The 23,614-nt window shown below is 71.5% G+C and carries 25 protein-coding genes; 11 read left to right on the top strand and 14 right to left on the bottom strand.

Annotation, left to right across the window (positions count from 1 at the left end; all coding sequences use genetic code 11):
- Positions 1 to 519 carry a TetR/AcrR family transcriptional regulator gene (locus ACTWPW_RS19905; protein ID WP_443169534.1) on the top strand — a complete coding sequence of 173 codons (519 nt, stop codon included), beginning with the start codon at positions 1 to 3 and terminating at the stop codon, positions 517 to 519.
- Position 520: 1 nt separating this feature from the next.
- Here ACTWPW_RS19905 and ACTWPW_RS19900 read toward each other — a convergent pair whose 3' ends face one another.
- Positions 521 to 973, bottom strand: coding sequence for a GyrI-like domain-containing protein (locus tag ACTWPW_RS19900; protein WP_364113175.1), 453 nt, complete (start codon positions 971 to 973; stop codon positions 521 to 523).
- A 98-nt stretch (positions 974 to 1,071) separates the two neighbouring features.
- Between ACTWPW_RS19900 and ACTWPW_RS19895 the strand changes: the two genes are divergently transcribed.
- Positions 1,072 to 2,511: a GuaB1 family IMP dehydrogenase-related protein gene (locus ACTWPW_RS19895; RefSeq protein ID WP_375115236.1), complete on the top strand. Its 1,440-nt coding sequence runs from the start codon at positions 1,072 to 1,074 to the stop codon at positions 2,509 to 2,511.
- 15 nt (positions 2,512 to 2,526) lie between these two features.
- Here ACTWPW_RS19895 and ACTWPW_RS19890 read toward each other — a convergent pair whose 3' ends face one another.
- On the bottom strand, positions 2,527 to 3,282 hold the full coding sequence (locus ACTWPW_RS19890; protein ID WP_443169533.1) for an SDR family NAD(P)-dependent oxidoreductase: 756 nt from the start codon (positions 3,280 to 3,282) through the stop codon (positions 2,527 to 2,529).
- Between the two features lie 76 nt (positions 3,283 to 3,358).
- On the opposite strand from ACTWPW_RS19890, the gene ACTWPW_RS19885 reads away from it, so the two are divergent.
- The 3 genes from ACTWPW_RS19885 (at position 3,359) to ACTWPW_RS19875 (ending at position 6,659) form a co-directional block, all read left to right on the top strand.
- Positions 3,359 to 3,733, top strand: a complete 375-nt coding sequence (locus ACTWPW_RS19885) for an FKBP-type peptidyl-prolyl cis-trans isomerase (RefSeq protein WP_375115234.1) — start codon at positions 3,359 to 3,361, stop codon at positions 3,731 to 3,733.
- 152 nt (positions 3,734 to 3,885) lie between these two features.
- The gene (locus ACTWPW_RS19880) at positions 3,886 to 5,409 is read left to right on the top strand and encodes an ATP-dependent DNA ligase (RefSeq protein ID WP_375115233.1); all 1,524 of its coding nucleotides are present in this window, start codon (positions 3,886 to 3,888) and stop codon (positions 5,407 to 5,409) included.
- A gap of 521 nt (positions 5,410 to 5,930) precedes the next feature.
- Positions 5,931 to 6,659 (top strand): septal ring lytic transglycosylase RlpA family protein, encoded by a 729-nt coding sequence (locus ACTWPW_RS19875; protein WP_443169532.1) that lies wholly within the window; start codon positions 5,931 to 5,933, stop codon positions 6,657 to 6,659.
- A 461-nt stretch (positions 6,660 to 7,120) separates the two neighbouring features.
- On the opposite strand, the gene ACTWPW_RS19870 is transcribed toward ACTWPW_RS19875, so the two are convergent.
- Complete coding sequence (locus ACTWPW_RS19870; RefSeq protein WP_375115231.1) at positions 7,121 to 7,714, bottom strand: DUF1707 and DUF4870 domain-containing protein; 594 nt, start codon at positions 7,712 to 7,714, stop codon at positions 7,121 to 7,123.
- 133 nt (positions 7,715 to 7,847) lie between these two features.
- Between ACTWPW_RS19870 and ACTWPW_RS19865 the strand changes: the two genes are divergently transcribed.
- A complete protein-coding gene (locus tag ACTWPW_RS19865) occupies positions 7,848 to 8,198 on the top strand; it encodes a hypothetical protein (RefSeq protein ID WP_375115230.1) in 351 nt (116 codons plus the stop codon).
- A 426-nt stretch (positions 8,199 to 8,624) separates the two neighbouring features.
- On the opposite strand, the gene ACTWPW_RS19860 is transcribed toward ACTWPW_RS19865, so the two are convergent.
- The 6 genes from ACTWPW_RS19860 to ACTWPW_RS19835 form a co-directional block, all read right to left on the bottom strand.
- Entirely contained in the window at positions 8,625 to 9,848 is a 1,224-nt protein-coding gene (locus ACTWPW_RS19860) for a DUF4192 domain-containing protein (RefSeq protein WP_443169531.1), read from the bottom strand.
- Positions 9,849 to 10,021: 173 nt separating this feature from the next.
- Positions 10,022 to 10,756 carry an EI24 domain-containing protein gene (locus ACTWPW_RS19855; protein ID WP_443169530.1) on the bottom strand — a complete coding sequence of 245 codons (735 nt, stop codon included), beginning with the start codon at positions 10,754 to 10,756 and terminating at the stop codon, positions 10,022 to 10,024.
- Positions 10,757 to 10,766: 10 nt separating this feature from the next.
- A complete protein-coding gene (locus tag ACTWPW_RS19850) occupies positions 10,767 to 11,348 on the bottom strand; it encodes a Maf family protein (protein ID WP_375115228.1) in 582 nt (193 codons plus the stop codon).
- Between the two features lie 16 nt (positions 11,349 to 11,364).
- The gene (locus tag ACTWPW_RS19845) at positions 11,365 to 11,961 is read right to left on the bottom strand and encodes a DUF937 domain-containing protein (RefSeq protein WP_375115227.1); all 597 of its coding nucleotides are present in this window, start codon (positions 11,959 to 11,961) and stop codon (positions 11,365 to 11,367) included.
- Between the two features lie 69 nt (positions 11,962 to 12,030).
- A complete protein-coding gene (gene ftsH, locus ACTWPW_RS19840) occupies positions 12,031 to 14,028 on the bottom strand; it encodes an ATP-dependent zinc metalloprotease FtsH (RefSeq protein ID WP_443169529.1) in 1,998 nt (665 codons plus the stop codon).
- A 38-nt stretch (positions 14,029 to 14,066) separates the two neighbouring features.
- Positions 14,067 to 14,873 carry a hypothetical protein gene (locus ACTWPW_RS19835; RefSeq protein WP_443169528.1) on the bottom strand — a complete coding sequence of 269 codons (807 nt, stop codon included), beginning with the start codon at positions 14,871 to 14,873 and terminating at the stop codon, positions 14,067 to 14,069.
- A gap of 170 nt (positions 14,874 to 15,043) precedes the next feature.
- Here ACTWPW_RS19835 and ACTWPW_RS19830 point away from each other — a divergent pair, with 170 nt between their 5' ends.
- Complete coding sequence (locus ACTWPW_RS19830; RefSeq protein WP_443169527.1) at positions 15,044 to 16,012, top strand: DUF3616 domain-containing protein; 969 nt, start codon at positions 15,044 to 15,046, stop codon at positions 16,010 to 16,012.
- Here the strand turns inward: ACTWPW_RS19830 and ACTWPW_RS19825 are convergent.
- Positions 16,002 to 16,673, bottom strand: a complete 672-nt coding sequence (locus ACTWPW_RS19825; protein ID WP_443169526.1) for a peptidyl-tRNA hydrolase — start codon at positions 16,671 to 16,673, stop codon at positions 16,002 to 16,004. The two genes, ACTWPW_RS19830 and ACTWPW_RS19825, sit on opposite strands and share 11 nt — an antisense overlap.
- The gene (locus ACTWPW_RS19820) at positions 16,670 to 17,938 is read right to left on the bottom strand and encodes an MFS transporter (RefSeq protein ID WP_443169525.1); all 1,269 of its coding nucleotides are present in this window, start codon (positions 17,936 to 17,938) and stop codon (positions 16,670 to 16,672) included. The genes ACTWPW_RS19825 and ACTWPW_RS19820 overlap by 4 nt, the downstream gene beginning before the upstream one ends.
- Before the next feature lie 70 nt (positions 17,939 to 18,008).
- On the opposite strand from ACTWPW_RS19820, the gene ACTWPW_RS19815 reads away from it, so the two are divergent.
- Entirely contained in the window at positions 18,009 to 18,959 is a 951-nt protein-coding gene (locus tag ACTWPW_RS19815; RefSeq protein WP_443169524.1) for a GlxA family transcriptional regulator, read from the top strand.
- 83 nt (positions 18,960 to 19,042) lie between these two features.
- On the top strand, positions 19,043 to 19,864 hold the full coding sequence (locus tag ACTWPW_RS19810; RefSeq protein WP_375115220.1) for an SAM-dependent methyltransferase: 822 nt from the start codon (positions 19,043 to 19,045) through the stop codon (positions 19,862 to 19,864).
- 22 nt (positions 19,865 to 19,886) lie between these two features.
- On the opposite strand, the gene ACTWPW_RS19805 is transcribed toward ACTWPW_RS19810, so the two are convergent.
- The 3 genes from ACTWPW_RS19805 to ACTWPW_RS19795 are packed head-to-tail and all read right to left on the bottom strand — an operon-like array spanning position 19,887 to position 22,466.
- Positions 19,887 to 21,335 (bottom strand): FAD-dependent monooxygenase, encoded by a 1,449-nt coding sequence (locus ACTWPW_RS19805; protein WP_443169523.1) that lies wholly within the window; start codon positions 21,333 to 21,335, stop codon positions 19,887 to 19,889.
- Entirely contained in the window at positions 21,323 to 21,970 is a 648-nt protein-coding gene (locus tag ACTWPW_RS19800; protein ID WP_443169522.1) for a TetR/AcrR family transcriptional regulator, read from the bottom strand. The genes ACTWPW_RS19805 and ACTWPW_RS19800 overlap by 13 nt, the downstream gene beginning before the upstream one ends.
- 46 nt (positions 21,971 to 22,016) lie before the next feature.
- Positions 22,017 to 22,466: a MarR family winged helix-turn-helix transcriptional regulator gene (locus tag ACTWPW_RS19795; RefSeq protein WP_443169521.1), complete on the bottom strand. Its 450-nt coding sequence runs from the start codon at positions 22,464 to 22,466 to the stop codon at positions 22,017 to 22,019.
- Between the two features lie 82 nt (positions 22,467 to 22,548).
- Here ACTWPW_RS19795 and ACTWPW_RS19790 point away from each other — a divergent pair, with 82 nt between their 5' ends.
- Together ACTWPW_RS19790 and ACTWPW_RS19785 are read left to right on the top strand one after the other, a co-directional pair.
- Complete coding sequence (locus tag ACTWPW_RS19790) at positions 22,549 to 22,950, top strand: hypothetical protein (RefSeq protein ID WP_375115216.1); 402 nt, start codon at positions 22,549 to 22,551, stop codon at positions 22,948 to 22,950.
- A 47-nt stretch (positions 22,951 to 22,997) separates the two neighbouring features.
- A complete protein-coding gene (locus tag ACTWPW_RS19785) occupies positions 22,998 to 23,570 on the top strand; it encodes a CGNR zinc finger domain-containing protein (RefSeq protein WP_443169520.1) in 573 nt (190 codons plus the stop codon).
- Positions 23,571 to 23,614: the final 44 nt, after the last annotated feature.

The following is a 23,614-nucleotide window of genomic DNA, read 5'->3' as shown; positions in this document are numbered from 1 at the left end:
ATGCCCAGTGACACCAAGGCACGCATCCAGGCGGTGGCGCGCGAGCTGTTCGTGCGGCAGGGCGTGCAGAACACCAGCCTCCGCCAGATCTCCGAACGGCTGGGCATCACCAAGCCCGCGCTCTACTACCACTTCTCCTCACGCGACGACCTGGTGCGCAGCATCGTGCAGCCGATGGTGGAGGACATCGAGCGCTTCGTCCGCGACCGCCGCTCCGGCGGCCCGCGACAGCTGCTGGACGACTACTTCGAGCTGATCTGGCGGCACCGGGACGTGCTCGTGATGATGATCCGCGAGCTGTCCACGCTGAGCTATCTGGACCTGGGCACGCGCATGTTCGAATGGCGGCGCGAGCTGATCGCCATGCTGCTGGGGCCCGAGCTGACGCAGGCGCAGCACATCCGGGCGACGGTGGCGCTGGGCGGCATGTCGGACTGCGCGGTGGAATATGCGCACCTGCCGCTGGAGGAGGTCAAGCCGACGGCCGTCGAGGCGGCGGCCGTCGTGCTCGGCATCTGACTCAGACCGCGATGTAGAGATCCACCCCGTCGGGGTGGTGCACCTCCAGATCCGTCGTGAACGCCCGCGACGGCGTGCCGCCCGACTCGGTGTGCTTCCACAGCTGCTGCCACGCCTCCACCAGCGCCTGCGGCATCTGACCGCGGACCTCCAGCTTCAGCGCCTGCCCGGCCGGCACGCGCACCGCGACCATGCCCTCCGGCAGCCGGGGCACGGTGCGCACCCCGGTGCCGACGATCTGCGTGTAGGCGCCGTGGTGATCGCTCTCGTAATCGGTCAGCACGGCATAAAGATTCTCGTCCACGCGACCGGGAACATGCGCGAAAGCCCCCGGCGCGCCCGCCCGCTGCCAGAGCGCCGGAAGCCTGGCCCGGCCCGGATCCATTTCGTCGGCGTTGGTGGTGCGTACGGCGAAGCCGACCACTACCAGCTCGGCCCGTTCGATGACGTTCACAGGCCCTCCCCTCCCCCAAAAGTGTCCCGGCCGATCATAAGCCCCCGAGAAAGGGGGAAACCCCTTGTTGAACCTGTCACCACATAAGATGGATGAACGTGAAATTTCTCAACGACCTCGAGCCCCATTACGACCTGACCTATAGCGACGTTTTCATGGTCCCGTCGCGTTCTGCGGTCGGTTCCCGGCTCGCAGTCGATCTCTCGACGAACGACGGCACGGGCACCACCATCCCGATCGTCGTGGCGAACATGACCGCGGTCGCCGGCCGGCGCATGGCCGAGACCGTGGCCCGGCGGGGCGGCATCACCGTCATCCCGCAGGACATCCCCCTGGACGTCGTGGCGAACGTCGTCGACTGGGTCAAGAAGCGCGATCTCGTCCACGACACGCCGCTCACGCTCACCCAGCACGACACCGTCGGCGAGGCCCTGCAGTTGCTGCCCAAGCGGTCGCACAACGCGGTCGTCGTGGTCGACTGGGAGAACCGGCCCGTCGGCGTGGTGACCGAGGCCGACTGCCAGGGCGTGGACATGTTCACCCAGCTCTCGCACGTCATGTCGAGCGAGCTGCTCACGCTGCCCGCCGGGCTCGACCCGCGCGGGGCCTTCGAGCGGCTGCACGAGGGCCGGCACCGGCTGGCCCCCATCGTGGACGAGGACGGGCGGCTGGTCGGCATCCTGACCCGTACGGGCGCGCTGCGCGCCACGCTCTACGAGCCGGCCGTGGACGCCCAGGGGCGGCTGCGCATCGCGGCCGCCGTGGGCGTGAACGGCGACGTGGCCGCCAAGGCCAAGGAGCTGCTCGAGGCCGGCGTCGACTGCCTGGTCGTGGACACCGCGCACGGCCACCAGGACAAGATGATCTCGGCCCTGCGCGCCGTCGCCGCCCTCGATCCCGGCGTGCCGGTCGCGGCGGGCAACGTGGTTACCGCCGCCGGCGTGCGCGACCTGGTGGCCGCCGGGGCGGACATCCTCAAGGTCGGGGTGGGGCCGGGCGCCATGTGCACCACCCGGATGATGACCGGGGTGGGGCGGCCGCAGTTCTCGGCCGTGCTGGAGTGCTCCGCCGAGGCGCGCCGCCTGGGGCGGCACGTGTGGGCCGACGGGGGCGTACGGCATCCGCGCGACGTGGCGCTGGCGCTGGCGGCCGGGGCGTCGAACGTGATGATCGGGTCCTGGTTCGCGGGCACGTACGAGTCGCCGGGCGACACGCACACCGACGCCAACGGGCGCAAGTACAAGGAGAACTTCGGCATGGCCTCCGCGCGGGCCGTCCGGCTGCGGACCGCCGAGGACTCGGCGTTCGACCGGGCCAGGAAGTCGCTGTTCGAGGAGGGCATCTCGACGTCCAGGATGTACCTGGACCCGAAGCGGCCGAGCGTGGAGGACCAGATCGACGCGATCGTGGCCGGGTTGCGGTCGTCGTGCACGTACGCGGGGGCGTCGAACCTGGAGGAGTTCCACGCGCAGGCGGTCGTCGGGATCCAGAGCTCGTCCGGGTACGCGGAGGGCATGCCGCTGCACCAGAGCTGGTAACCGGCTCGTACCGGCTCAGGTCCGGCGCCACCCGCCCGCGGCGTTGATCCCGCCGTCCACGTGCACCGTCGTCCCCGTCACGAACCTCGCCAGGTCGCCGGCCAGGAACACGGCCGCCCCCGCCGCGTCGCAGGGCTCGCCGAGGTGGCCGAGCGGCGGGATGCGTACGGGGTCGTACGGCAGCGGGCGGGCCAGCATCCGCTCGCGCACGCCCGACTCGCCCTCGGTCCGGAGGGCGTCGGGCGCGATCGCGTTCACCCTGATGCCCTTCGGGGCCAGCTCCAGCGCCAGCGACTTCGTCAGGCTCTCGACGGCCGCCTTCATCGCCGCGTACACCGCGAACCCCGGCGCCGCCTGGTGCGCCTCGCTCGAGGTCACGTTGATGATCGACGCGCCCGGGCGCATCATCGGCAGCAGCCGCCGGATCATGCCGGTGACCTGCGTGAAATTCTCCTCGATGAGGACCTGCTCGCCGCGCGGCGAGGTGTCGGCGAACCCCGCGTGGAAGGTGCCGCCCGCGTTGTTGACCAGCACGCCGACCCGGCCCCAGCGCTCGCGTACGGCCTGGGCGAACACCTCCACCGCCACCGGGTCGCGCACGTCGAGCGTCATCGCCAGCTCGGCGTCCGGCTTGTCGCGGTCGCAGACGGCGACGTGCGCGCCGAACGCGGCGAACGCCTCGGCGATCGCCAGGCCGATCCCCCTGGCGGCTCCGGTGACGACGGCCACGCGGCCGGTGAGCAGGAACGCGTCGGGAGAAAGGGCGGCCATGAACGATGACGATATCCCGACCGCATAGAGTCGTCGGGTCCATTCTCATCGTCAACAATGCCAACAGGAGCACTTCGTGGCACTCGAAAAGCCCGAGATCGACTTCCCGGGTGGCAACCCGCCCGCGGACCTCGAGATCGAGGATCTGACCGTGGGCGACGGCCCGGAGGCCAAGCCCGGCCAGAACGTCAAGGTCCACTACGTGGGCGTCTCGTTCTCGACCGGGGAGGAGTTCGACGCGTCGTGGAACCGCGGCCAGCCGTTCGACTTCCCCCTGGGCGCCGGGCGCGTCATCGGGGGCTGGGACCAGGGCGTCGCGGGCATGAAGGTCGGCGGCCGGCGCAAGCTGGTCATCCCGCCGCACCTCGGCTACGGCCAGCGTGGCGCCCCGCCGCGCATCAAGCCGAACGAGACGCTCATCTTCGTCGTCGACCTGCTCGGCGTCAGCTGACGTCCGCGGACGTCAGCTGAGGTCCGCACGGCGTCGCCTGACGGCCGCACGGCGTCGGCCCATGCGGGGCCGGCGCCGCCCCCCACCGACACTCAGCGGATACGCCGAGATCGGGTGGGGAAAATGTCGCCGCCGTGAGGCACCATAGGCGTGTGCTTCTGATCGACGTGGTCCGGGTTTCCGAGGCGGTGACGCGCACGTCCGCCAGGCTCGGCAAGATCGGCCACCTGGCGGAGCTGCTGGGCCGGGTGGGCCCGGACGAGGCGGAGATCGCCATCTCCTACCTCTCGGGCGAGCTGCCCCAGCGGCAGGTGGGCGTGGGCTGGCGCACGCTGGAGGACGTCCCCGAGCCCAAGCTGGCCGCCACCGCCACGCTGACCGCGGTCGACGAGCTGCTGAGCCGGATCAAGGCCGTCTCCGGGCAGGGCTCGCAGGCGGCGCGCAAGGCTCTGGTCGCCGAGCTGTTCGCGGGCCTGACGAGCCAGGAGCAGCAGTTCATGCGGCGGTTGCTGCACGGGGAGCTTCGGCAGGGCGCGCTCGACGGCGTGATGATCGAGGCCGTGGCCAAGGCGTCCGGCGCGCCGTCGGCCGACGTGCGGCGGGCGCTCACGCTGCGCGGCTGGCTCCCCGCTGTCGGGGCGGCCGCGCTGACCGGCGGGGTGCCGGCGCTGCACGCGTTCCGGCTGGAGGTGGGGCGGGCGGTCTCGCCCATGCTGGCGGGCAGCGCGCCCAACGTGGCCGCCGCGCTGGAGAAGGCGGGCACCCCCGCCGCGCTGGAGTGGAAGCTCGACGGCGTGCGCGTGCAGGCCCATCGCTCCGGCCCCGAGGTGCGGGTCTTCACCCGCACCCTCGACGACATCACGCCGCAGGTGCCCGAGGTGGTCGAGGCCGTCCTGGAGATGCCGTCCGACGACCTGGTCCTCGACGGCGAGGTGCTGGCCCTGCGACCGGACGGCCGGCCGCACCCCTTCCAGGTGACGGCGAGCCGCGTCTCCAGCAAGACCGACGTGGCCCGGTTGCGCGAGCGGACGCCGCTGAGCGTGTTCTTCTTCGACGCCCTGCGGGTCGACGGCGCCGACCTGCTCGACCTCCCCTACTCCCGGCGCCAGGAGGCCCTCGCCCATGCGGCCCCGCAGGGCCTGCTGACGCCGCGGCTGGTGACGGGCGACGTGGCTGAGGCGGAGAAGTTCTTCACCGACGTGGTGAAGGCCGGGCACGAGGGCCTGGTCGTCAAGTCCCTCGCCTCTCCCTACGCGGCCGGGCGGCGGGGGGCGGGCTGGATCAAGGTCAAGCCGCGCCACACGCTCGACCTGGTGGTCCTGGCGGCCGAGTGGGGTCACGGCCGCCGCGAGGGCAAGCTGTCCAACCTCCACCTGGGCGCCCGCGACCCCGAGGGCGGGTTTGTGATGCTCGGCAAGACCTTCAAGGGGCTCACGGACGAGCTGCTGGCCTGGCAGACCGAGCGCTTCCTCGAGCTGGCCGAGGGCCCCACCGACGAGTGGACGGTCACGCTGCGGCCGGAGCTGGTCGTGGAGATCGCCTTCGACGGGGTGCAACGCTCGCCCCGCTACCCCGGGGGCATGGCCCTGCGCTTCGCCCGGGTGCTGCGCTACCGGCCGGACAAGCGGGTCGAGGACGCCGACACGGTCGAGACGGTGCGCTCGCTCATGCTGTAGGCAAGGTGTGTCAGCGGTGCCGCCCTGACGTGCGGGCTGTGGCGGGAGACGAGGGCCGCGGCAGAGGATCACACCGCACCGAGACAGCGGGCGAGGCGACGCCGTGTGTCGCCACCTGCGCAGGAGGCCTGCCCTGCCAGGAGAGATCTCACCCTGGGACGACACCCAAGAACGTGGCAGGCGGCACCCGGACGCCCATCCAGCCCTGCCATGCCTCCCCATCAACCCGATGCAGCGGTCGAACGGGTCTCCATACACCTCACCGATCGCCCCTGTTCCCACGTTCTCCGGAAACCCGAAGATCCACGGCGTACGCTCAGCGGTCTGGGCAAACTTGCGGCATAAGTGAGATATATCACTTGATGTCCCATTAAGTTACCTTTACCGGCTCTTTGTCCCTTATGTTCGTCCTCACTGCGCGGGACCCCCCGTCCCGCCCGCGGATCGGCCGCCGAGCGCCCCCACCCCCTCCCGGCCCGGCCTTTCCCTGCCCTATCCCCTAGCTAGGACCGTGGTTTACCTTGGGCCAGCACTCCCGCACGCCGTCCCCCCAGGACCGCAAAGCCCCAGCGAGCAAGCGCCGCTGGACCACCGTCGCAGCCGGCGCTGCCGTCCTCGCCGCCGCCTCGACCACCGCCTGGGCCGCCATCGGCAACGACGACTCCCCCAAGCGCACGGCGGTCGTCAACCCGCCTCCCTCCACCCCCGGCACCGCCAGGACGACCCCGAACCCGGCCGCGGCCTCGAACGAGGCCGCCCGCCACCACACCCCGAAGCCGTCATCCCCGGCCCCCAAGCCCCCGGCAGCCGCCCAGCCGAACGCGACGGCCTCCCCGGCCACCACCAGGTCCCCACAGCCCGCCAAGACCACGGCCCCGGCCAAGACCTCGGCGACCCCGGAGAGCTCGGAAACCGCCGAGACCTCCGTGAGGTCCCGGACCACGAAGCCCAAGTTCCGCGTGCTCTCGTCCGGCGCCTGCGGCGCCTCCTACTACGGCGAACCCCAGATGACGGCCAGCGGCGAACGCTTCAACCCCGCCGCCATGACGGCCGCCCACAAGACCCTGCCGCTGGGCAGCAAGGTACGCGTCACCAACCCGAACAGCGGCGATTCCGTCACGGTCCGCATCAACGACCGAGGCCCGTACATCGGCGGCCGCTGCCTCGACCTGTCCAGGGCCGCCTTCGCCGCCATCGGCAACATCAGCGCAGGGGTGATGCGCGTCAAGTACGAGGTGCTCGGCCGCTGACCACCGCCCGCCTCGCATGGCCACCGCCCGCCTCGCATGGCCACCGCCCGCCCGCGTGGCCTCGCGGCTCCGTGTCGCGGCCTCGCTTGGCCATTGCGCGTCTTCGTGTGTTCAGTTCCACACACCATCCCCTTCGCCCCACCTTGCGGAAACGATCTCCACGCAGCACGCAGAGCTCATCTCCGGCTACGTGAGACGACAGGAGCAACCACAAAAGGCGGCGATCGCGGGAGGCTCGTGACGGCCGGCACACAGCGATCACGCGCTACCGGAATAGGCACACCGGTTGAACGGCGAGCGGCGGATCAACCCTTAGTCGTTACATTTGCGCAGGTCAAAAGGCGAAAGTCGCAATCCGGTGGTCGTGGAAAAGCCGTCCGCCCCGCCGAGGCCAGGGGCCTTCGCGGGGCGGAAATTCAGGCTGTGGTGGCGGAAAGGTCATCTCCGGTCGGTGGCGGCGGTCACTTCACCATGCGAATCGTCAGCGGGTAACGGAAATTGCCCTCGGTCAGCGCCGCGACGCCACCGACGATGGAGAGGATCACGGCCGCGACCCAGATGAACGGCACGAGCACGATGCCGATGAAGGTCAGCGGGAGAAGTACCGAAGCCCCCACCACGGTGATCTGGAAGTTGAGCGCCTCCAGGGCGTGCTTGCGGATGTAGGGCGAGGTCTTGCCGCCGGTGAGCAGCAGGAGCAACGGCCCGACGATCGGGAAGCCGACGACGGAGAGCAGATGGGCGAGGGCGCCGCCGAGGCGCTCGTTGCTCTCCGTCGGACCGTGGGTTCGGACCGGTGGCGGCAGCGGGGCGGGCCGGACAACGGCCTCCGAGCCGTACAGCTCGCTCATGATGGGCATCAGATCACCGTGCGTGCGCGCCGTCATGGCACGCTCCAGCCGGTCGTCGAACTCGAGCTTGTCGAAGCGGCCCTCCGCGTACGCGGCCTTGACATGCTCGACCACGTTCTCTCGGTCCTGGTTGGTGACGCGCAGTTGAGCTGGCGGCACCTGTCCCGGCCCGGGGGTTTTCGGTACCCCAGCCATAATCGCCATGCCTCTCCTTAGAGAATCGGACTGTCACCACTCATACTGCGTCCCGCGAACGTCAGGTGCCATCGGGAGAATCCCGGATTTGTCCCCTAGATCATCCCCGACGCGGGGGCTCCAGACGGTATAAAAAGGATTCATGAGATGGCGAGACCGCTACGGCATTCGTCGACTGCGCGGCCGAAAGATCGCGAAGTTCGACCGCGAGGCGACAGACGCCGACATCGAGGCGCTCATCGCCTTTGCTCGTTCACGGCGTGGTGTCGAGTTTTACGTCGAGCCAGAGACTTTTGCCACTGACACGACCGCCGTCGCGGTGGCCGACGACGGCGAGTGGACCAGGCGCAGGGTCGGCTCCCCCGCGGTGATCCACAAGGTCGCCCGCGATCTTGCGTTGCCCGTGTACGACGTTCAGCTCACTGGATATCCGCAGCGTATGCGCGCCTACAACGAGCGGCGCAGGAAGGAAGAAGGCGGAGGCGGCCTCTAGGCTTCCCCTTCGGTAGCTGGGCCGACCGACCTGCTTGTCAAGACACACCACGGCTCTCGAACCCCCTCGGCATGGCGCGCGCATGCACGCTGTCGGGCCCCTCCCCCATCGCATGGATGCACGCCACCGGGTCTCTCTGTACGGAACTCGTACAGGACGTCGGCCCCATGCCCCCGGGTTCCCGTCCCAACAGCGTGCGGGGTGCGCGAAATGTGGGCCCGATGGCGTGCAGCTTCGTGGCTCGGGGTTGGGTTCCGACGGCGTGCGCCAGTGCGCGCCTCAGGGTCCCAACGGGGTTCGTATAGCTGTGAGGCGTGGGGAGAGGCGCCGCCGTGCGTCATCGCGGCACGAGGGCAGTCGTGCGAGCTTGGTCCAGCCCTGGGGTCGGAAAACGCAGCCGAGAGGGCGATGCGTGTGGGTTGGTGGCTATTCGAGGGTGGGAGGTAGGTCTTCCTCGTCGAGGAGGTTGACCAAGGGGAGCAGCCAGGCGGCGTTGGCGGGGCCCATGGTGGCGTCCAGCTCGGCGGGGGTCGGGAGGCGGTCGCGGAGGATGGCTGGGGAGAGGAGGTTCTGGAGGGCGTGCATGAGGAGGTTGGCCATCGAGTAGCCGGGGTCGGTGGTGAGGGCGCGTTCGAGGGCGATGGTGGCCTGGACGCTGTTGCCCGCACGCCAGGCGGCCATGGCCAGCAGGGACGCCGCCGGGGGCATGAAACGGGGCTCCAGCCGGCGGGTCAGGTCTTTCCAGAGCAGGGAGTGGGATTCGTGCATGAGGGTCCACGCCTCGTCGCGGACCCTCATGATCGCTAGGTCCAGGCCCAGCCTCGCCACCGCCGCGTCGTCCAGGCGGCCGCCCTCGGCATGGGCCGCCAGCGCGGATCGCACCCTGGCCAGGCCGTCGGACACGAACCGGGTGGCGAAGGTGTCCAGGTCTGTGGCGGCCATGAGCTGGGCCCGGAACTCCGCGATCGCCTCGGCCGTGGCCCGGCGCATCGCCATCCGGACGGGGCCGGTGACGGGGGCGAGCGTGCGCTCCAGGGCCTCGCGATCCGGGAGGGCCACCAGGCCGCACACCGTCGCCTCGGCCGATATCTGGCTGGTGGACAGGTCGTACGGGGTGCCTTCCGCTGGACAGCATGTCGCCAGCTGGCAGACGTATGACCAGTAGCGGCCCTCATGCGCTCGCAGGGCCTCACCCACGTGAACCCCCGCCTTGGTCGCGAGCAGCCTGGCCTCGTCAGCCGCCGGGGTGACCAGCTCTCCGGGGCCGTAGCCGACGATGACGATCTCCGTGATGCCCTCGCGGTCGAAGAGGGGGGTCATGGGGTCGAGAGTGCCCGGCGGGAACGGCAGGCTCCACCTGGCCACCATCTTCGCCTGACCGCGAGCCAGGCCGATGACGATGAGGCTGGCGGTGGGATGGAACCCGACGAGGTAGGGGACGGCGGCCAGGATGTCGGTCGGGCTGGTCAGGGTGAGGCAGGGCTGCGAGTCGATGGCGGGGGAGGTGGATGGGGAGGGGGAGGGGGAGGGGGAGGTGGATACGGGAGAGGAGGGGGCGCCGGAGCCGGATCTGGGGCTGGGGATGGAGACGGAGCCGGCGTTCTGGACGGAGGCATAACCGGGGTTGGGGGTTGAGTGGTTGGTTGTCATGGGCCCATAGGGTGCCGGGCCTGGAGAGGGCCGTGCAGGGCCGAACCGGGTTCTGTGGAGGACGAGGTGTTGTCCACAGTCTTGCGCACGGGTAACAGGGCTGTGCGCTGCCTTGGGAGAGGGCGGGGGCAGGCTCGTCCGGACGATCCCCACGAATCCTCTGCCGCCAGGCGCTAGGAAACCGGGGCCAGACGAGCGCGTACGAGCAGTGCGGCGCCCGCCACCGCGGCCGGCATGGCGATGACGGCCACGAACGGCACCAGGAACAGGACGAACACCGCCACCCCGAACCCCAGCGCGCCCGCCTTGTTGGACCTCAGGAGGGCGAAGCGCTGCTTGCGGGCCATCCCGCGGCGCTCCAGGGCCAGCGTCGTGAGCTCCACCGTCAGGAAGAATCCGGAAACGGCGGCGCCCAGGACCGGCACCACCGTCTGCCCCACCACCGGCACGAAACCCAGGATGAACAGCGGGATCGTGAACAGCAGCACGTAGAAGAGCGTCACCAGGCTGTCCCGGATCGAGCGCGGCAGCGTACGCCACCACGGCTGCTCCTCCGCGCCCTCCAGCGGATCCACCGTGGCCGACAGCCTCTCGTAGAACGGCTCCCCGATCGCCAGCGTGAGCGCCGCGAACGTCAGCACCGCCAGCGCCAGCCCCCCGAGGAACAGCGCGATCCCCACCAGCGTGCGGAACGACTCCCGCCAGCTCCACGAATCCGCGAACGGCGTCAGGAACTCGGCCACGGACGACGCGTTCGTGCCGAGGAAGACCAGCGCCACCACGTAGACGGCGAACGCGATCAACGCCGGGATCAGACCGAACAACCACCACCGGGTGTTCTTGGCGACCCAGCTGAACCCCTGGAAGAAAAAGCCGACACCGGCCATGAAGTCGCGCACTGATCGCATGCCCGGCAGGCTAGCGCCAGAACGACGTGACCGCGTAGCCCAGTTCGGCGAACAGCTCGCGCAGCAGCGGGAGGGAGATGCCGAGCACGTTGCCGTGGTCGCCCTCGATGCCCTCCACGAACCAGCCGCCGCGCCCGTCGATGCTGAACGCCCCGGCCAGGCCGAGCGGCTCGCCGGTGGCGACGTAGGTGGCGATCTCCTCCTCCGACGGCTGGCCGAAGTGCACGACGGTGGTGGCCACCTCCGCCACCTGCCGGCCGGCGGTCACGTCGATCACGCAGTGGCCGGTGACGAGGCGGCCGGTGCGGCCGCGCATCAGCCGCCACCGCTCCAGGGCCTCCTCGGCCGTGCCGGGCTTGCCGTAGGGACGTCCGTCGAGCTCCAGGATCGAGTCGCAGCCGATGACCAGCCCCTCTTCGAGCCCCTCCGCGACCGCCTCGGCCTTGGCCCTGGCCAGCACCAGGCTCAGCGCGGCGGGCGAGTGGGCGGAGAAGGCGTCCTCGTCGACGCCGCTGACGATCACCTTCGGGTCGAGCCCGGCGCTGCGCAGAAGGGCCAGGCGGGCGGAGGAGGCAGAGGCCAGAACGATCACCGGCCTAGCCTACCGGTCACCAGTCGGGGTTCGACGTCCCCGGAGCGACCTCCCGCTCCGTCCGGTACGGCTCGTACGGGCTGCTCTGCCGCGGTACGGCCCCGCCGAAGATGTTGCCCAGCATCCCCCCGAGCAGCTCGCCCAGCCCGCCGGGGATCGACGACTGCTCGCGGTTGAGGTCGTCGGCCACGGCCCCGGCGTCCATGTCCCGGCTGGCGGCCCGGTTGGCCAGCAGCGACATGATCATCGGGGCGATCAGGGGCAGCAGCTTCATGATGGTCCCGGAGTTGACCCCGGCCAGCTGCGAGAGCTCTGCCGCGGCCTGCTCGGTCCCCTGGCCGCCCAGTACGTGACCGAGGATGCTGTGCCCGTCACGGGTCAGCGAGGCCACGTCGCCGTTGAACGGGTCGGCGTCCATGTGGTCGTCCAGCGCCCCGCGCAGGGCGTCGGCGCCGTCCGGGTGTTCGGCGTTGCGGGCCATGCCGCCGACGATGGTGCCCGCCACGGCCTCGACGACCTTGCGGGCCGTGAGGGTGTCCGTGCCGAGCATCCCGGCGATCTGTTCCAGTCCTGAGTCTCCGAGCCCGGCGAGAAGCTCGTCATTCAGTGTCACGACGGTCCCCCGATCAGTGTGTCTCGGGTGACCTGCCCTCGCCGGGCCAGGGCGAACGTCCGGATTGTCCTAATTATCGGAAAAGGTCACCGCAGGGCCGCCCCCAGGAGCGGAGGCCGCCACGCCGTTCTCGGAGGCCCCGGCGACGGCCGGGCGGACCTCCGCGGCTGCCGTCCGGGACAGGCCCGCGGCCGCGTACGCGCCGGCCTCGTCGAGCGTCTCGTGCTCCAGCAGGGCCCCGACGATCCCGTCCAGCTTGTCGCGGTTGTCGGTGAGGATCTGGATCGCGCGCTCGTAGCACTCGTCCACGATCCGCCGCGCCTCCTCGTCCACCATCGCGAGCGTGACGGGCGAGGCCTGCGGCGGCTGGCCGTCGTTGGGCAGGATGGTCAGCGGGCCGACCTTCTCCGACATGCCCCACCGGCCGACCATGCCACGGGCGATCATGGTGACCTGTTCGAGGTCGTTCTCGGCGCCGGTGGTGATGACGCCGTACACGACCTGCTCGGCCGCCATGCCGCCGAGCGCGCCGGTGATGCGGCCGCGGAGATACTGCTCGTCGTAGGCGTAGCGGTCGGTGTCGGGGGTGGAGAGCGTGACGCCGAGCGCCCGGCCGCGCGGGATGATCGAGATCTTCCTGACCGGGTCGGCGCCCGGCTGGAGCATGCCGAGCAGCGCGTGACCGGCCTCGTGGAAGGCGGTCCTGGTGCGCTCCTCCTCCGGCATGACGATGCTGCGGGCCGCGCCGAGCTGCAGCTTCTCCAGCGCATCGGCGAAGTCGGCCATCGTGACCTTGTCCTTGCCGCGCTTGGCGGCCAGCAGGGCGGCCTCGTTGACCAGGTTGGCCAGGTCGGCGCCGGTCATGCCGGGCGTGGTCTTGGCGAGCTGGTCGAGCACGACCGCGCCGTCGAGCGGCACGCTGCGCGTGTGCACGCCCAGGATGGCCGTGCGGCCGGCCGCGTCGGGCAGGCCCACCTGCACCGTACGGTCGAAGCGCCCGGGACGCAGCAGCGCCGGGTCGAGGATCTCGGGACGGTTCGTGGCCCCGATGACGATCACGCCCTCGGCGCCGGAGAAGCCGTCCATCTCGGTGAGGATCTGGTTGAGCGTCTGCTCGCGCTCGTCGTGGCCGCCGATGCCGCCGGCCCCGCCGCGGGCCCGGCCGATGGCGTCGATCTCGTCGATGAAGACGATCGACGGCGCCACCTTCCGCGCCTCCTCGAACAGGTCGCGCACGCGCGAGGCGCCCACGCCGACGATCATCTCGATGAACTCGGAGGCGCTGGCCGAGAAGTACGGCACCTTGGCCTCGCCCGCGACCGCCCTGGCCAGCAGCGTCTTACCGGTGCCGGGAGGGCCTGCCAGCAGCACGCCCTTGGGCAGCTTGGCGCCCAGCCTGCGGTATTTGTCGGGGTCCTTGAGGTAGTCGACGATCTCGACGAGCTCGTTCTCGACCTCGTCGATGCCCGCGACGTCCTCGAACGTGACGCGCACCTGCCCGGCCTCGACCGGCTTGGCCGCCTTGGACTTGCCCAGCCCGCCCAGGCCGCCGCCCATCATGCTGGCGCCGCGCCGCATGATCCAGATCCACAGACCGGCCAGCAGCAGCACGGGCAGCAGCGACAGCATCAGGTTGGAGAAGAAGCCGCGCGTGATGGGCTTGGAGGTGATCTCGACCTGCCCGGTGGAGAGCTGCTGGTCGAGCTGGTCGGTGTTGGCGAAGGCCGGGATCTCGGTGGCGAACCTCGTGTAGGAGGCGCCGCCCTCGGGGTTCTTCGCCGCCGACCGCAGGTCGCCCTCGACCGACAGGCCCTCGGCGTAGATGTCCTTGACGTTCTTGGAGTTCACCTGGTTGGTGAACTCGGTGTACGAGATCGTCTCGACGGATCCGCTGTCGACGAACGACGAGACCACGAAGAAGCCCGCGTACACCACGAGCAGGGTGACGACGAAGCGCCACCAATTGATCTTGGGCCGGCCTCCGGGTGTGCCTGGCAGGCCCTCCGAGCGCCAGGGCGGCTTGCCCTTGCCCTTGTCCTGAGCCTGCGGCGGTCCAGAGCGTTCCACGGCGTCAACTCCCCCACATCGCCGCATTCATGATCTTTCTAGCCTAGAACACGCACCCCTGAGGCCACGCGGCCGATGTCACGCCACTGCTTGCGCTGCGAGTCTGGCACTGTGACGAACGCAAGTCCGGGCTTGCTCATTCCCCCGTCCATGACCACGACGGCCGCCCGCGAGGCGTGCTTGCCGTACGTGACGCGGTAGGCGAGCATCCAGCCGCCCTTGACCGGCTGCGAGGCCAGCCAGGTGATCCGGGAGCCCTTGGGGTGGTGGTTGAGCGTCCAGCGGGCGGCCAGCAGCGCCGTGTCGCGCGGGGATTTCTGCTCCATGATCGGCAGCGGGCAGGTGACGAACATGCCGCGCAGGCTCGTGCCGCGCTGCTTGGGCAGCACCTGCTTGGTGGTGAACGGCGCCGCCCCGTACGACTTCCACGGCCCCGGCAGCCGCGGCACGGCCAGGCCGCTGCGCGTGTCCTTGACGAACCGCCGGCCGGGCGAGGCCAGGGGCATGCGCTTGACCCCGCCGGTGAGCTTTGGGACGCGCGGGTCGGCGTACAGGGCCTCCATGGCCGTGTAGCCGGGCGCGAGCGACGAGCCGGGGCTCGGCGTCACGCGCTGCCCCGGGGCGGCGCTGGAGGCGGGGCCAGAAGACGGCCCGGAAGATGGCAGGGGAGAGGACTGCGCCGGGCTGGGCGACGGTGCTGGGCCGGACGAGGGCGGTGCGGCCGGCGGCGCGGTTACCGGCCCCGCCATCACCTCGTCCGGCTCCGACGGGAGCACCAGGACCACGGCCACGGCGACGGCCGCGACGGCGGCCACCACGGCCAGCCCCCGATACACCACCCGCATGCGCAGATCGCCTATGCGGGAGCGCCTGGGCGGAGAAGCGGGGACCCCGGGCTTCGCAGCGGTTCTCACTCGGGAACCCTTGATCTCATCTTCCCCATCGAGCACGACGGGAGCGTACGACAAATCACGCCATTGCGCTTATGAAGCAACCGAAGTGCAATCATGACGATGTGGAACAGGTTGAGCTGCGATTCGACCACGCCTCGCAAGCGTCACAAACGCACACAAACCTCTCAGCGATCCGGCAGAGCTCAACGGGCCTGTGGATCGCCGGCGACGAGACCGCGACCTTCGAACACCTCACATGGACGGGCGACCACTACGGCGCCCAGCGCACGTTCCGGCTCGACGACTACGTCACCCTCCCGGCCGGCCCCGAGGACGAGGCCGACATCGAGGGCATGGCCCGGGCGAACGGCTACCTCTGGCTGGTCGGCTCGCACGGCCTCAAGCGCAAGAAGGTCAAGTCCAAGGACCCGGAGAAGGCCGCCGAGCGGCTGGCCACGGTCATCAGGGAGGAGAACCGCTTCATCCTCGCGCGCCTCCCCCTGAGCCACGACACCGAGGCGCCGGGGCCTGGCTCGATCCTGGCGGGGTCGAACAACCTGACCGCCCACCTCAAGGACGACCCGCACCTGGCGCCGTTCCTGGCGCTGCCGGGCAAGGACAACGGCTTCGACGTCGAGGGCATCGCGGTCACGCCGGACCGCGTCTACCTGGGGCTGCGCGGTCCCGTGCTGCGGGGCTGGGCGGTGGTGCTGGAGCTGCGGATCGAGGACGCGGGCAAGGGGCGGCTGCGGCTGCGGGAGCCGTACCGCAAGCACTTCCTGGACCTGGGCGGGCTCGGCGTGCGGGACATGTGCCCGGACGGCGACTCGCTGCTGCTGCTCGCCGGGCCGACCATGGACCTCGACGGGCCGGTACGCGTGCTGCGCTGGCGGGTCGGCCGGAAACGGCCGGGCATCGTCCCGGCGGACGAGCTGGAGGCCGTGGTGGAGCTGCCGTACGGCGTGGGCTGCGACCACCCGGAGGGGCTGGCGCGGCTGGCGGACGGCCGGCTCATGATCGTCTACGACAGCCCGTCGCCGGCCCGGATCACCCCGGCCGGCGGCGTGCTGGCGGACGTGTTCACGATCTAGCGACGCGCCCGCGGAGCCAGGGGGCGTCGGCGACGAACGTGCACGAGCCCGGCTCGATCTCGGTGAACCCCGCGTCGCGGACCACGGGCAGCCCGGAGGCGGCCATGGCGTCGAAGTCACCCCGCGCGGTGGCCGTGCGGACGGACACCGCCAGGCCCCACTCGCGCCAGGCCGCCCGCTCCTCGGCGTCGCTGGCCCACCAGGCGAGCTGGGCGGCGTGCCCGGCCTGGGCCATGGCCTTGCCGGCGGACATCTCCAGCGCCGGGTTCGCCCACAGCACCGGCGGCTCGGCCGGCCCGGGGCCGGCGGTGTCGGTCAGCTCGGTGCCCGACACCTGCAGCCGGGCCAGGTCGCGCGGCCAGTCGTCGAGCGGCACGGGCGGGTGCACGCGCACCTCGGCCGTACGGTGCTCGACCGTGCGGCCCGGCAGCGCGAGCGCCCTGCTCCACTCGGCGCCCCTGGCCCGGCGCACGACCTTGCGGATCTTCCCGGTGGACTGCCAGGCGTGCAGCTCGGCGGCCCACTCCCCCGGGTCGTCCAGCAGGCTCAGCACGGCCATGGCGGCCGCCTCCAGGGCGTCGGTGCGCTCAGGAGGAGTGGCCCGCTCGATCCTGACGACCAGCGGCAGGACGTACAGCTCTGTGTTCGGTTCCGGGTTCATCGCCCTCTAGCATGCCCGATGGCCAGGGACATGCCGGCGGCGAGGAGGCAGAGGGCGCCGGCGCCGTACCAGGCCAGGTCGTAGGCGCCCAGGTGGTCGCGGGTGAGGCCGGCGCCGACGGCGGCGATCGCCGCGCCGACCTGGTGGGAGCCGAACACCCAGCCGAACACCACGGCTCCGTCGGCGCCGTAGATCCGGCGGCACAGCGCCACCGTGGGCGGCACGGTCGCCACCCAGTCCAGGCCGTAGAACACGATGAAGATCAGCATGCTGGGCTCGGTCGTGGCCGCGAACAGGCTGGGCAGCACCATCAGCGACAGCCCGCGCAGCCCGTAGTAGACGCCGAGCAGCACTTTCGGGTCGATCTTGTCGCTGAGCCAGCCCGAGGCGATCGTGCCCGCGATGTCGAAGATGCCGATGACCGCCAGCAGGCCGGCCGCGACGGGCTCGGCCATGCCGTGGTCGTGGGCAGCGGGGATGAAGTGGGTGCCCACCAGGCCGTTCGTGCTCGCGCCGCAGATCGCGAACCCGCCCGCGAGGAGCCAGAACGGCCGCGTCCTGGCCGCCGCGGCGAGCACGGAGACGGCTCTGACGGCCGCGTTGACCTTGCCCTGCGGCGCGGGGCGCGGCGCGTCCGGGTCGGCGCCGAGCGCCGTCGTGCCCACGTCCTCGGGCCGGTCGCGCAGCAGCCACCACACGAACGGCACCACGGCCAGCGCCGCCGCGGCCACGGTCAGCGACGCGAAGCGCCACCCCGGCCCCACGGCGAGCTGGGCGAGCACGGGCAGGAAGACGAGCTGCCCGGTGGCGCCGGCCGCCGTGAGCACGCCGGTGACCAGGCCGCGGTGGCGGACGAACCAGCGGTCCACCACGGTCGCGGCGAACACCAGCGCCATCGACCCGGTGCCGAGCCCGACCAGCACGCCCCAGAACAGCAGCAGCTGCCAGCTCGCCGTCATCAGCACGGTGAGCCCGCTGCCCGCGGCGATCAGCAGGAGCGCGATGGCGACCACGCGGCGCATGCCGAAGCGGTCCATCAGGGCGGCGGCGAAGGGGGCCGTCAGTCCGTAGAGCACCAGGTTGATCGACACGGCCAGCGAGATCGTGCCGGCCGACCAGCCGAACTCCTCCCGCAACGGGGTGATGAGCACGCCGGGGGTGGCGCGGAAGCCGGCGGCGCCGAGGATCGCCACGAAGGCGACGGCCGCGACGAACCAGGCCCGGTGCAGTCGGCGGCGGGCAGGGGCGGTGGTGCTCGCTGTCATGCGCCAATACTGATTTATCCCCTTACATGGTTCGAGTGGCCGGATAGCCAATATGTGAAAGAATCTGGCCATGACCCATCGGATCGCGGTCGTCGTGCTCGACCACTTCGCCCCGCTCGACCTCGGGGTGCCCGGGCAGGTGTTCTGGGCGGCGGAGACACCGGCGGGCGAGAAGCTGTACGACGTGGTGACCTGTTCGGAGGGGCGGGCGCCGGTGCGGTGCAGCGCGGGCTACAGCGTGCTGCCCGACCACGACCTCGACGTGCTCGACACGGCCGACACCGTCCTGGTGCCCGGCATCCACGCGGGCCGCGCGCTGAAGGACGGCACGATCTCGGACACGCTGTCCGCGGCCCTGCAGGGGCGGCCCAGGACGATGTCGATCTGCACGGGCTCGTTCGTGCTGGCGGCGGCGGGCCTGCTCGACGACCGCCCGGCCACCACGCACTGGCGCGAGGCGGCCCGCTTCTCCCGCCTGTTCCCGCAGGTCAAGCTGGATCCCGACGTGCTGTTCCTGGACGACGGAGACGTGCTGACCTCGGCGGGCGTGGCGGCGGGCCTGGACCTGTGCCTGCACGTGGTCAGGCGCGACCACGGCAGCGAGGTGGCCAACCGCACGGCCAGGCGCTGCGTCATGCCGCCGTGGCGGGAGGGCGGCCAGGCCCAGTACATCGACCGGCCCCTCCCGTACGGCACCGGCGGCGGCACGGCGGCCACCCGCGACTGGATGCTCGCCCACCTCGACGCCCCGCTCGACCTGAACGCGCTGGCCGAGCACGCCAGGATGAGCGTGCGCACGTTCACCAGGCGCTTCCGCGAGGAGACCGGCGTGAGCCCGGCCAGGTGGCTCACCGGGCAGCGGGTGCAGCACGCCAGGCACCTGCTGGAGACGACGGACCTGGGCGTGGAGGAGGTGGCCAGGCGCTCGGGCTTCGGCACGGCGGTCTCGCTGCGCCAGCACCTGCACGCGGCCGTCGGGGTGCCGCCGCTGGCCTACCGGCACACCTTCCGGCGCGCCTGATCGGCCGCTCGTCGCAGGGTTTGCGGCAATTGCTCCCTTTCCGCCTAGAATCCGGAGAAGAGGATCAAGGAAAGGGTCGTCACATGGCCGAGGCGGACCACTTACCCGCCGGGATCAACCCGCACGTGCCCAGCGTCGCCCGCATGTACGACTACTACCTCGGCGGCCGGGACAACTTCGCCGCGGACCGCGAGGCGGCCGAGAAGATGATCGAGCTCGGCCGGCGGATGGGCAACGACGCCCGGCAGATCGCCCTGGCCAACCGCGGCTTCCTCGGCCGCGCCGTACGCATGCTGGCCGAGGCGGGCGTGCGCCAGTTCGTCGACATCGGCGCCGGGCTGCCCACCCAGGACAACGTGCACCAGGTCGCCCGGCGGCACGTCGCCGGCTCCCGCGTCGTCTACGTGGACAACGACCCCATGGCGCTCGCCCACGCCCGCGCGCTGCTGGCCAGGGAGCCGGACGTGATCGCGCTGGAGGGCGACCTGAGGGACCCGGACGCGATCCTGGACGACCCGCTCGTCACGGGACACCTCGACCTCCACGAGCCGTACGCGGTGCTCATGGTCGCCGTCCTGCACTTCGTCCCCGACGACGCCGAGGCCGCCCGCATCGCCGCCCGCGTCCGGGAGCGCCTGCGCCCGGGCTGCCACCTGGTGCTCTCCCACCTGTACGCCGGCAACGCCACCGACGACGAGACCCGCGCGGGCCAGCAGGTCTATTCGGGCACCACCTCGGGCGGCCTGGCCCGCCGGGACCGCGCCGGTATCACCGCCTACTTCGACGGCCTGGAACTGCTCGGCCCCGGCGTCGTGCCGGTCGCCGACTGGACCCCGGACGCCTCCCCCGACGGGGCGTACGACTTCGTCAAGTCGGGCATCCTCGCGGGGGTCGGCCGCGTCTGACCTCCGTGCCTGACCTCCGCGCCTACGCGGCCTCCAGGGTCTCGCCGAACCAGGTCTCCAGGGCCTCGTCCAGGGTCTCGTCCGGGGTGCCCGCCCAGGCCACGTAGCCGTCGGGCCGCACCAGCACGGCGTCCGGCCCGCCGGATGGCACGACGTCGACGCGCCCGTGGCGTACGCGCAGGCCGCCCGTCGCGTCGAGCAGCACCGGCCGGGCCCGGGCCGCCGCACCGGCGGGCAGCTCAGGCAGGAACCGGCCGACCAGCGGGTGCGGCGGCGCGGGCATCAGGTAGGCCACGTCCGACCCGGCCAGCAGGGAGGCGATGCGGCGCCGCGCGCCCGGGTCGCCCAGCAGCTCGCCGAACACCTCGCGCAGCGCCGTGACCGCGGAGCCGGGCGCGGCCAGCGCCAGCTGGGCCTGGGTGTGCATGGCGACCCGCCCGGCGGCCGGGCGGCGCTCGGCGTCGTAGGTGTCCAGCAGCCCTGGCGGCGCCCAGCCGTGCACCTCGGCGGCCAGCTTCCAGGCCAGGTTGGCGGCGTCTTGCAGGCCCAGGTTGAGGCCGGGCGCGCCCATGGCCGAGTGGACGTGCGCGGCGTCGCCGGCCACGAACACGCGGCCCTCGCGGTAGCGGTCGGCCACCCGGGTGTTGCGGCCGTTCAGCCGCCTGAGCAGGTGCGGGCCGGGGCCAGTGGGCTCGGCCAGCGGCACGTCCGCGCCGAGCACGCGGGCCAGGCTCCCCCGCAGCTCCGCGACGGTCATCGGCACGTCCTCGCCCGGCGCTTCGGCGTCCCACTCCATCGCCGACACCATGAGCGGGCCCGGCCCGGCCGGCAGCATCGCGTACGCGCCGCGCTCGGTCCTGTGCCACGTCCACAGCCCGAACGTGCCCGCCCCCGGCACCTCCATCTCGGCCCGCTCGGGCCGGATCACCGCGCCCGGCACGGTGACGTGGGCGGTGCGGCTGACGACGTCGGCGGCGCTGACGCCGGGAAAGCCGATGCCGGCCAGCTTCCTGACCGCGCTGTGCGCGCCGTCGCAGCCGACCAGGTAGCGGGTGCGCAGCTCGTAGGGCCCGTCCGGCCCCGCCAGCTCCAGCGTCACGCCCGCGTCGTCCTGGGCGAGACCGGCCAGCTCGTGTCCGCGCCTGATCCGCACGCCGAGCTCGGTCGCGCGCGTCTCCAGCAGCTCCTCCAGGGCGGGCTGGCTGATCCCCATCCCGTGGAGCGGGTTGTCGTCGAGCCCGGCCAGGTCCAGCGGCATCGCGCCGAACACGAACCCGGGCATCGGCGCCTCCTGGTCGGTGAGGCCGCGCAGGCGCAGCAGCCTGACCACCTGGCCGATGATCCCGTTGGCCTTGGGCTGGTCGCTGCGCCGCGGCAGGCGCTCGACGACGGTGGGGCGGACCCCGGCCAGGCTCAGCTCGCAGGCCAGCATCAGCCCGTTGGGGCCACCGCCGGCGATCACGACGTCCATGAGGTCTCTCCTTGTTGCGAAGGGGGTCCGGAAGGGGCGGGCAGGCCCGCGGCCAGCGCGCGCAGCGAGTCGCGCAGCAGCGGCACGAGCGGGACCGGAGGGTCGGCGCGCAGCCAGTGGCCGACCGCCGCCTGCACGGTGGCGGTCACCGCGGCGGCGACCAGGTGGGGGTAGAGGTCGCGGGCGGGGTCGGTGCCGGTGCGCTCGGCCACGGCCGCGGCCAGCTCGCCGTCGGCCGCGAACGCCACCCGCAGCGACTCCGCCCGCAGCGCGGGCTCGTCGCTCAGCATCCGGATGCTCGCCAGGAGCTCGGCGGGCGGGGCGGTGTCGGCGGTGCCCGCGTGCTGCTCCCACGGGAGAACCATGGCCTCGGTCAGGGCCTCCCAGAAGGGCTCGCCGGGCGGCCGGGCGCGCAGCGCGGTCACGGCTCCCAGCACGCGGTCGGTGTGGCGGGCGGTGATCGCCTCGTACTTGCTGGCGAAGTAGTTGTTGTACGTCCTCGCCGAGACCCCGGCCGCGGCCGCGATGTCCTCGACGCGCACGTTCTCCAGCCCTCGTTCCAGAGCCAGCCGGAGGGCGGCCGTCATCAGCGCCTCGCGCGTGGCCTGCTTCTTCCGCTCTCTCAGTCCGCTCATGCCGCGAGCCTACCGCAAATATTTGCGTGATGCGAAAATTTTCTGGTCACGCACAATCTGGGTCGTGGGCGGCGTACAGGCGGGCGACCATGTTGTTCAGCAGCGAGCGCTCGATGGGCGTCAGCGGGCCGAGGAAGGCGGCCTCGGCCTCCGCCATGTGGGCCAGCGCGGCCGCCACGACGCGGGCGCCCTCGTCGGTCACCGTGATCAGGTATTTGCGCCGGTCGGCGGTGTTGCGGACGCGGCGTACGTACTGGAGCTCCTCCAGTTTGTCGATCACGGCGGTCATCGTGGTGCGGTCCATGCGCGAGACGGCGGTGAGGTCGCGCTGGGACCTGGCGGCGTCGTGCGCGTAGGTCAGCACGCGCAGCTCCTTGCCGGTGATGGACCAGCGGGCGAGCTCCTCCTCGATGCGCTGCCGCGCGAAGTCGCCGATGCGCACCAGCATGTAGCCGGTGGCCGTGGAAATCCGCTCAGCCGCGCCGCGCTCGCTCATGCCGTCCAATGTAGAACCCTTGAGCTTCCGGAAAGTCGTCAGCTATGCTGACGGTTATCGTCACTCGCCAGGAGGCTCTCCCATGTCGCTGCCCGTCCGTGCCGAACCCGCCCTGCGCGTGTTACTCGCGCTGATCGGCGCCATCACCACGCTCCCCGTCCTCGCCCTGGTGAACGTGGGCATCCTCGACTGGAACTACGGGGTGGCCGACCCGGCCCCGATGACGCAGGCACTGCTGCAGCACCGCGGCATGCTGCAACTGCTGCTCGGGGCCGCCATCATGTGGGCCGCCTTCCACCCGCCCGTGCGCCTGCCGGCGGCGCTGGCCGCCGTGGCGGGCAAGACCACGTTCCTGGCGCTGATCCTGCCCAACGCGGCCATTCGGGGCGACCTGTCGCCGCTCAGCGTCTGGTTCGACCTGTTCTGCATCGTGGTGCTGGGACTGCTGGCCGCCCGCCTCCTCACCCGGCCGAGAGAGGCGTGATCCGGCGTCTCACGGGTGCAGGTGCTGTTCGGCGTTAGATTGAGGAGATGTCCTACCTGATCCTGGAATTCGTCAGCACGATCAGGGCCGACCGGTCCGGCCCGGTCGACCACCTGTCGGGCGTGGACGGCATGACGGCCTGGGTCCGCGAGCACGCGGCCGGCCTGGGCCTGGACCCGGACTTCACGGCCACGGAGGAGTTGCGGCAGGAGACCGTACGCCTGCGCCAGGCCGTACGCGCCCTGTTCGCCAGGGCCGTGAGCCCCGACCCGCCGAGCCGGGCGGACGCGCCGGACCTGCCCGCGTTCGAGAAGGCGCTGGCCCTGGTCAACGCCACCGCCCTGGCCGCGCCCACGGCCCCGCAACTGTCCTGGAACGGCGCGCCGGCCCTCACCACGACCCCCGCCGCCGGGGTGGATGAGTCCGCACTCCTGCGCGGCCGGCTCGCCACGGCGGCGGTGGAGTTCCTGGCGAGCCCGGACCGGAGCCTGCTGCGCACGTGCCAGGCCCCGCGCTGCGTGCTCTATTTCGTCAAGGAACACCCACGTCAGGAGTGGTGCTCGACGGCCTGCGGCAACCGCGCCCGGGCGGCCAGGCACTACCGGGAACACAAGAAATGACCTCTTCTAACGCCAAAAGCCGAGATTTGCCGTTATAGTTCTTC

Origin of the sequence: Nonomuraea sp. KM90 (assembly GCF_052246675.1) — a bacterium.
Lineage (GTDB): Bacteria > Actinomycetota > Actinomycetes > Streptosporangiales > Streptosporangiaceae > Nonomuraea.
The sequence above is the reverse complement of the archived record's forward strand: the minus strand, read 5'-3'. Positions and strand labels throughout refer to the sequence as shown.

What these genes read in the sequence shown, in the direction of transcription:
- ACTWPW_RS19905 (WP_443169534.1), top strand. Translation starts at nt 1, where the DNA reads ATGCCCAGTGACACCAAGGCACGCATCCAGGCGGTGGCGCGCGAGCTG.
- ACTWPW_RS19890 (WP_443169533.1), bottom strand. Translation starts at nt 3,282, where the DNA reads ATGGCCGCCCTTTCTCCCGACGCGTTCCTGCTCACCGGCCGCGTGGCC.
- ACTWPW_RS19870 (WP_375115231.1), bottom strand. Translation starts at nt 7,714, where the DNA reads ATGGCGATTATGGCTGGGGTACCGAAAACCCCCGGGCCGGGACAGGTG.
- ACTWPW_RS19865 (WP_375115230.1), top strand. Translation starts at nt 7,848, where the DNA reads ATGAGATGGCGAGACCGCTACGGCATTCGTCGACTGCGCGGCCGAAAG.
- ACTWPW_RS19860 (WP_443169531.1), bottom strand. Translation starts at nt 9,848, where the DNA reads ATGACAACCAACCACTCAACCCCCAACCCCGGTTATGCCTCCGTCCAG.
- ACTWPW_RS19855 (WP_443169530.1), bottom strand. Translation starts at nt 10,756, where the DNA reads ATGCGATCAGTGCGCGACTTCATGGCCGGTGTCGGCTTTTTCTTCCAG.
- ACTWPW_RS19835 (WP_443169528.1), bottom strand. Translation starts at nt 14,873, where the DNA reads ATGCGGGTGGTGTATCGGGGGCTGGCCGTGGTGGCCGCCGTCGCGGCC.
- ACTWPW_RS19825 (WP_443169526.1), bottom strand. Translation starts at nt 16,673, where the DNA reads ATGAACCCGGAACCGAACACAGAGCTGTACGTCCTGCCGCTGGTCGTC.
- ACTWPW_RS19820 (WP_443169525.1), bottom strand. Translation starts at nt 17,938, where the DNA reads ATGACAGCGAGCACCACCGCCCCTGCCCGCCGCCGACTGCACCGGGCC.
- ACTWPW_RS19815 (WP_443169524.1), top strand. Translation starts at nt 18,009, where the DNA reads ATGACCCATCGGATCGCGGTCGTCGTGCTCGACCACTTCGCCCCGCTC.
- ACTWPW_RS19810 (WP_375115220.1), top strand. Translation starts at nt 19,043, where the DNA reads ATGGCCGAGGCGGACCACTTACCCGCCGGGATCAACCCGCACGTGCCC.
- ACTWPW_RS19805 (WP_443169523.1), bottom strand. Translation starts at nt 21,335, where the DNA reads ATGGACGTCGTGATCGCCGGCGGTGGCCCCAACGGGCTGATGCTGGCC.
- ACTWPW_RS19800 (WP_443169522.1), bottom strand. Translation starts at nt 21,970, where the DNA reads ATGAGCGGACTGAGAGAGCGGAAGAAGCAGGCCACGCGCGAGGCGCTG.
- ACTWPW_RS19795 (WP_443169521.1), bottom strand. Translation starts at nt 22,466, where the DNA reads ATGAGCGAGCGCGGCGCGGCTGAGCGGATTTCCACGGCCACCGGCTAC.
- ACTWPW_RS19790 (WP_375115216.1), top strand. Translation starts at nt 22,549, where the DNA reads ATGTCGCTGCCCGTCCGTGCCGAACCCGCCCTGCGCGTGTTACTCGCG.
- ACTWPW_RS19785 (WP_443169520.1), top strand. Translation starts at nt 22,998, where the DNA reads ATGTCCTACCTGATCCTGGAATTCGTCAGCACGATCAGGGCCGACCGG.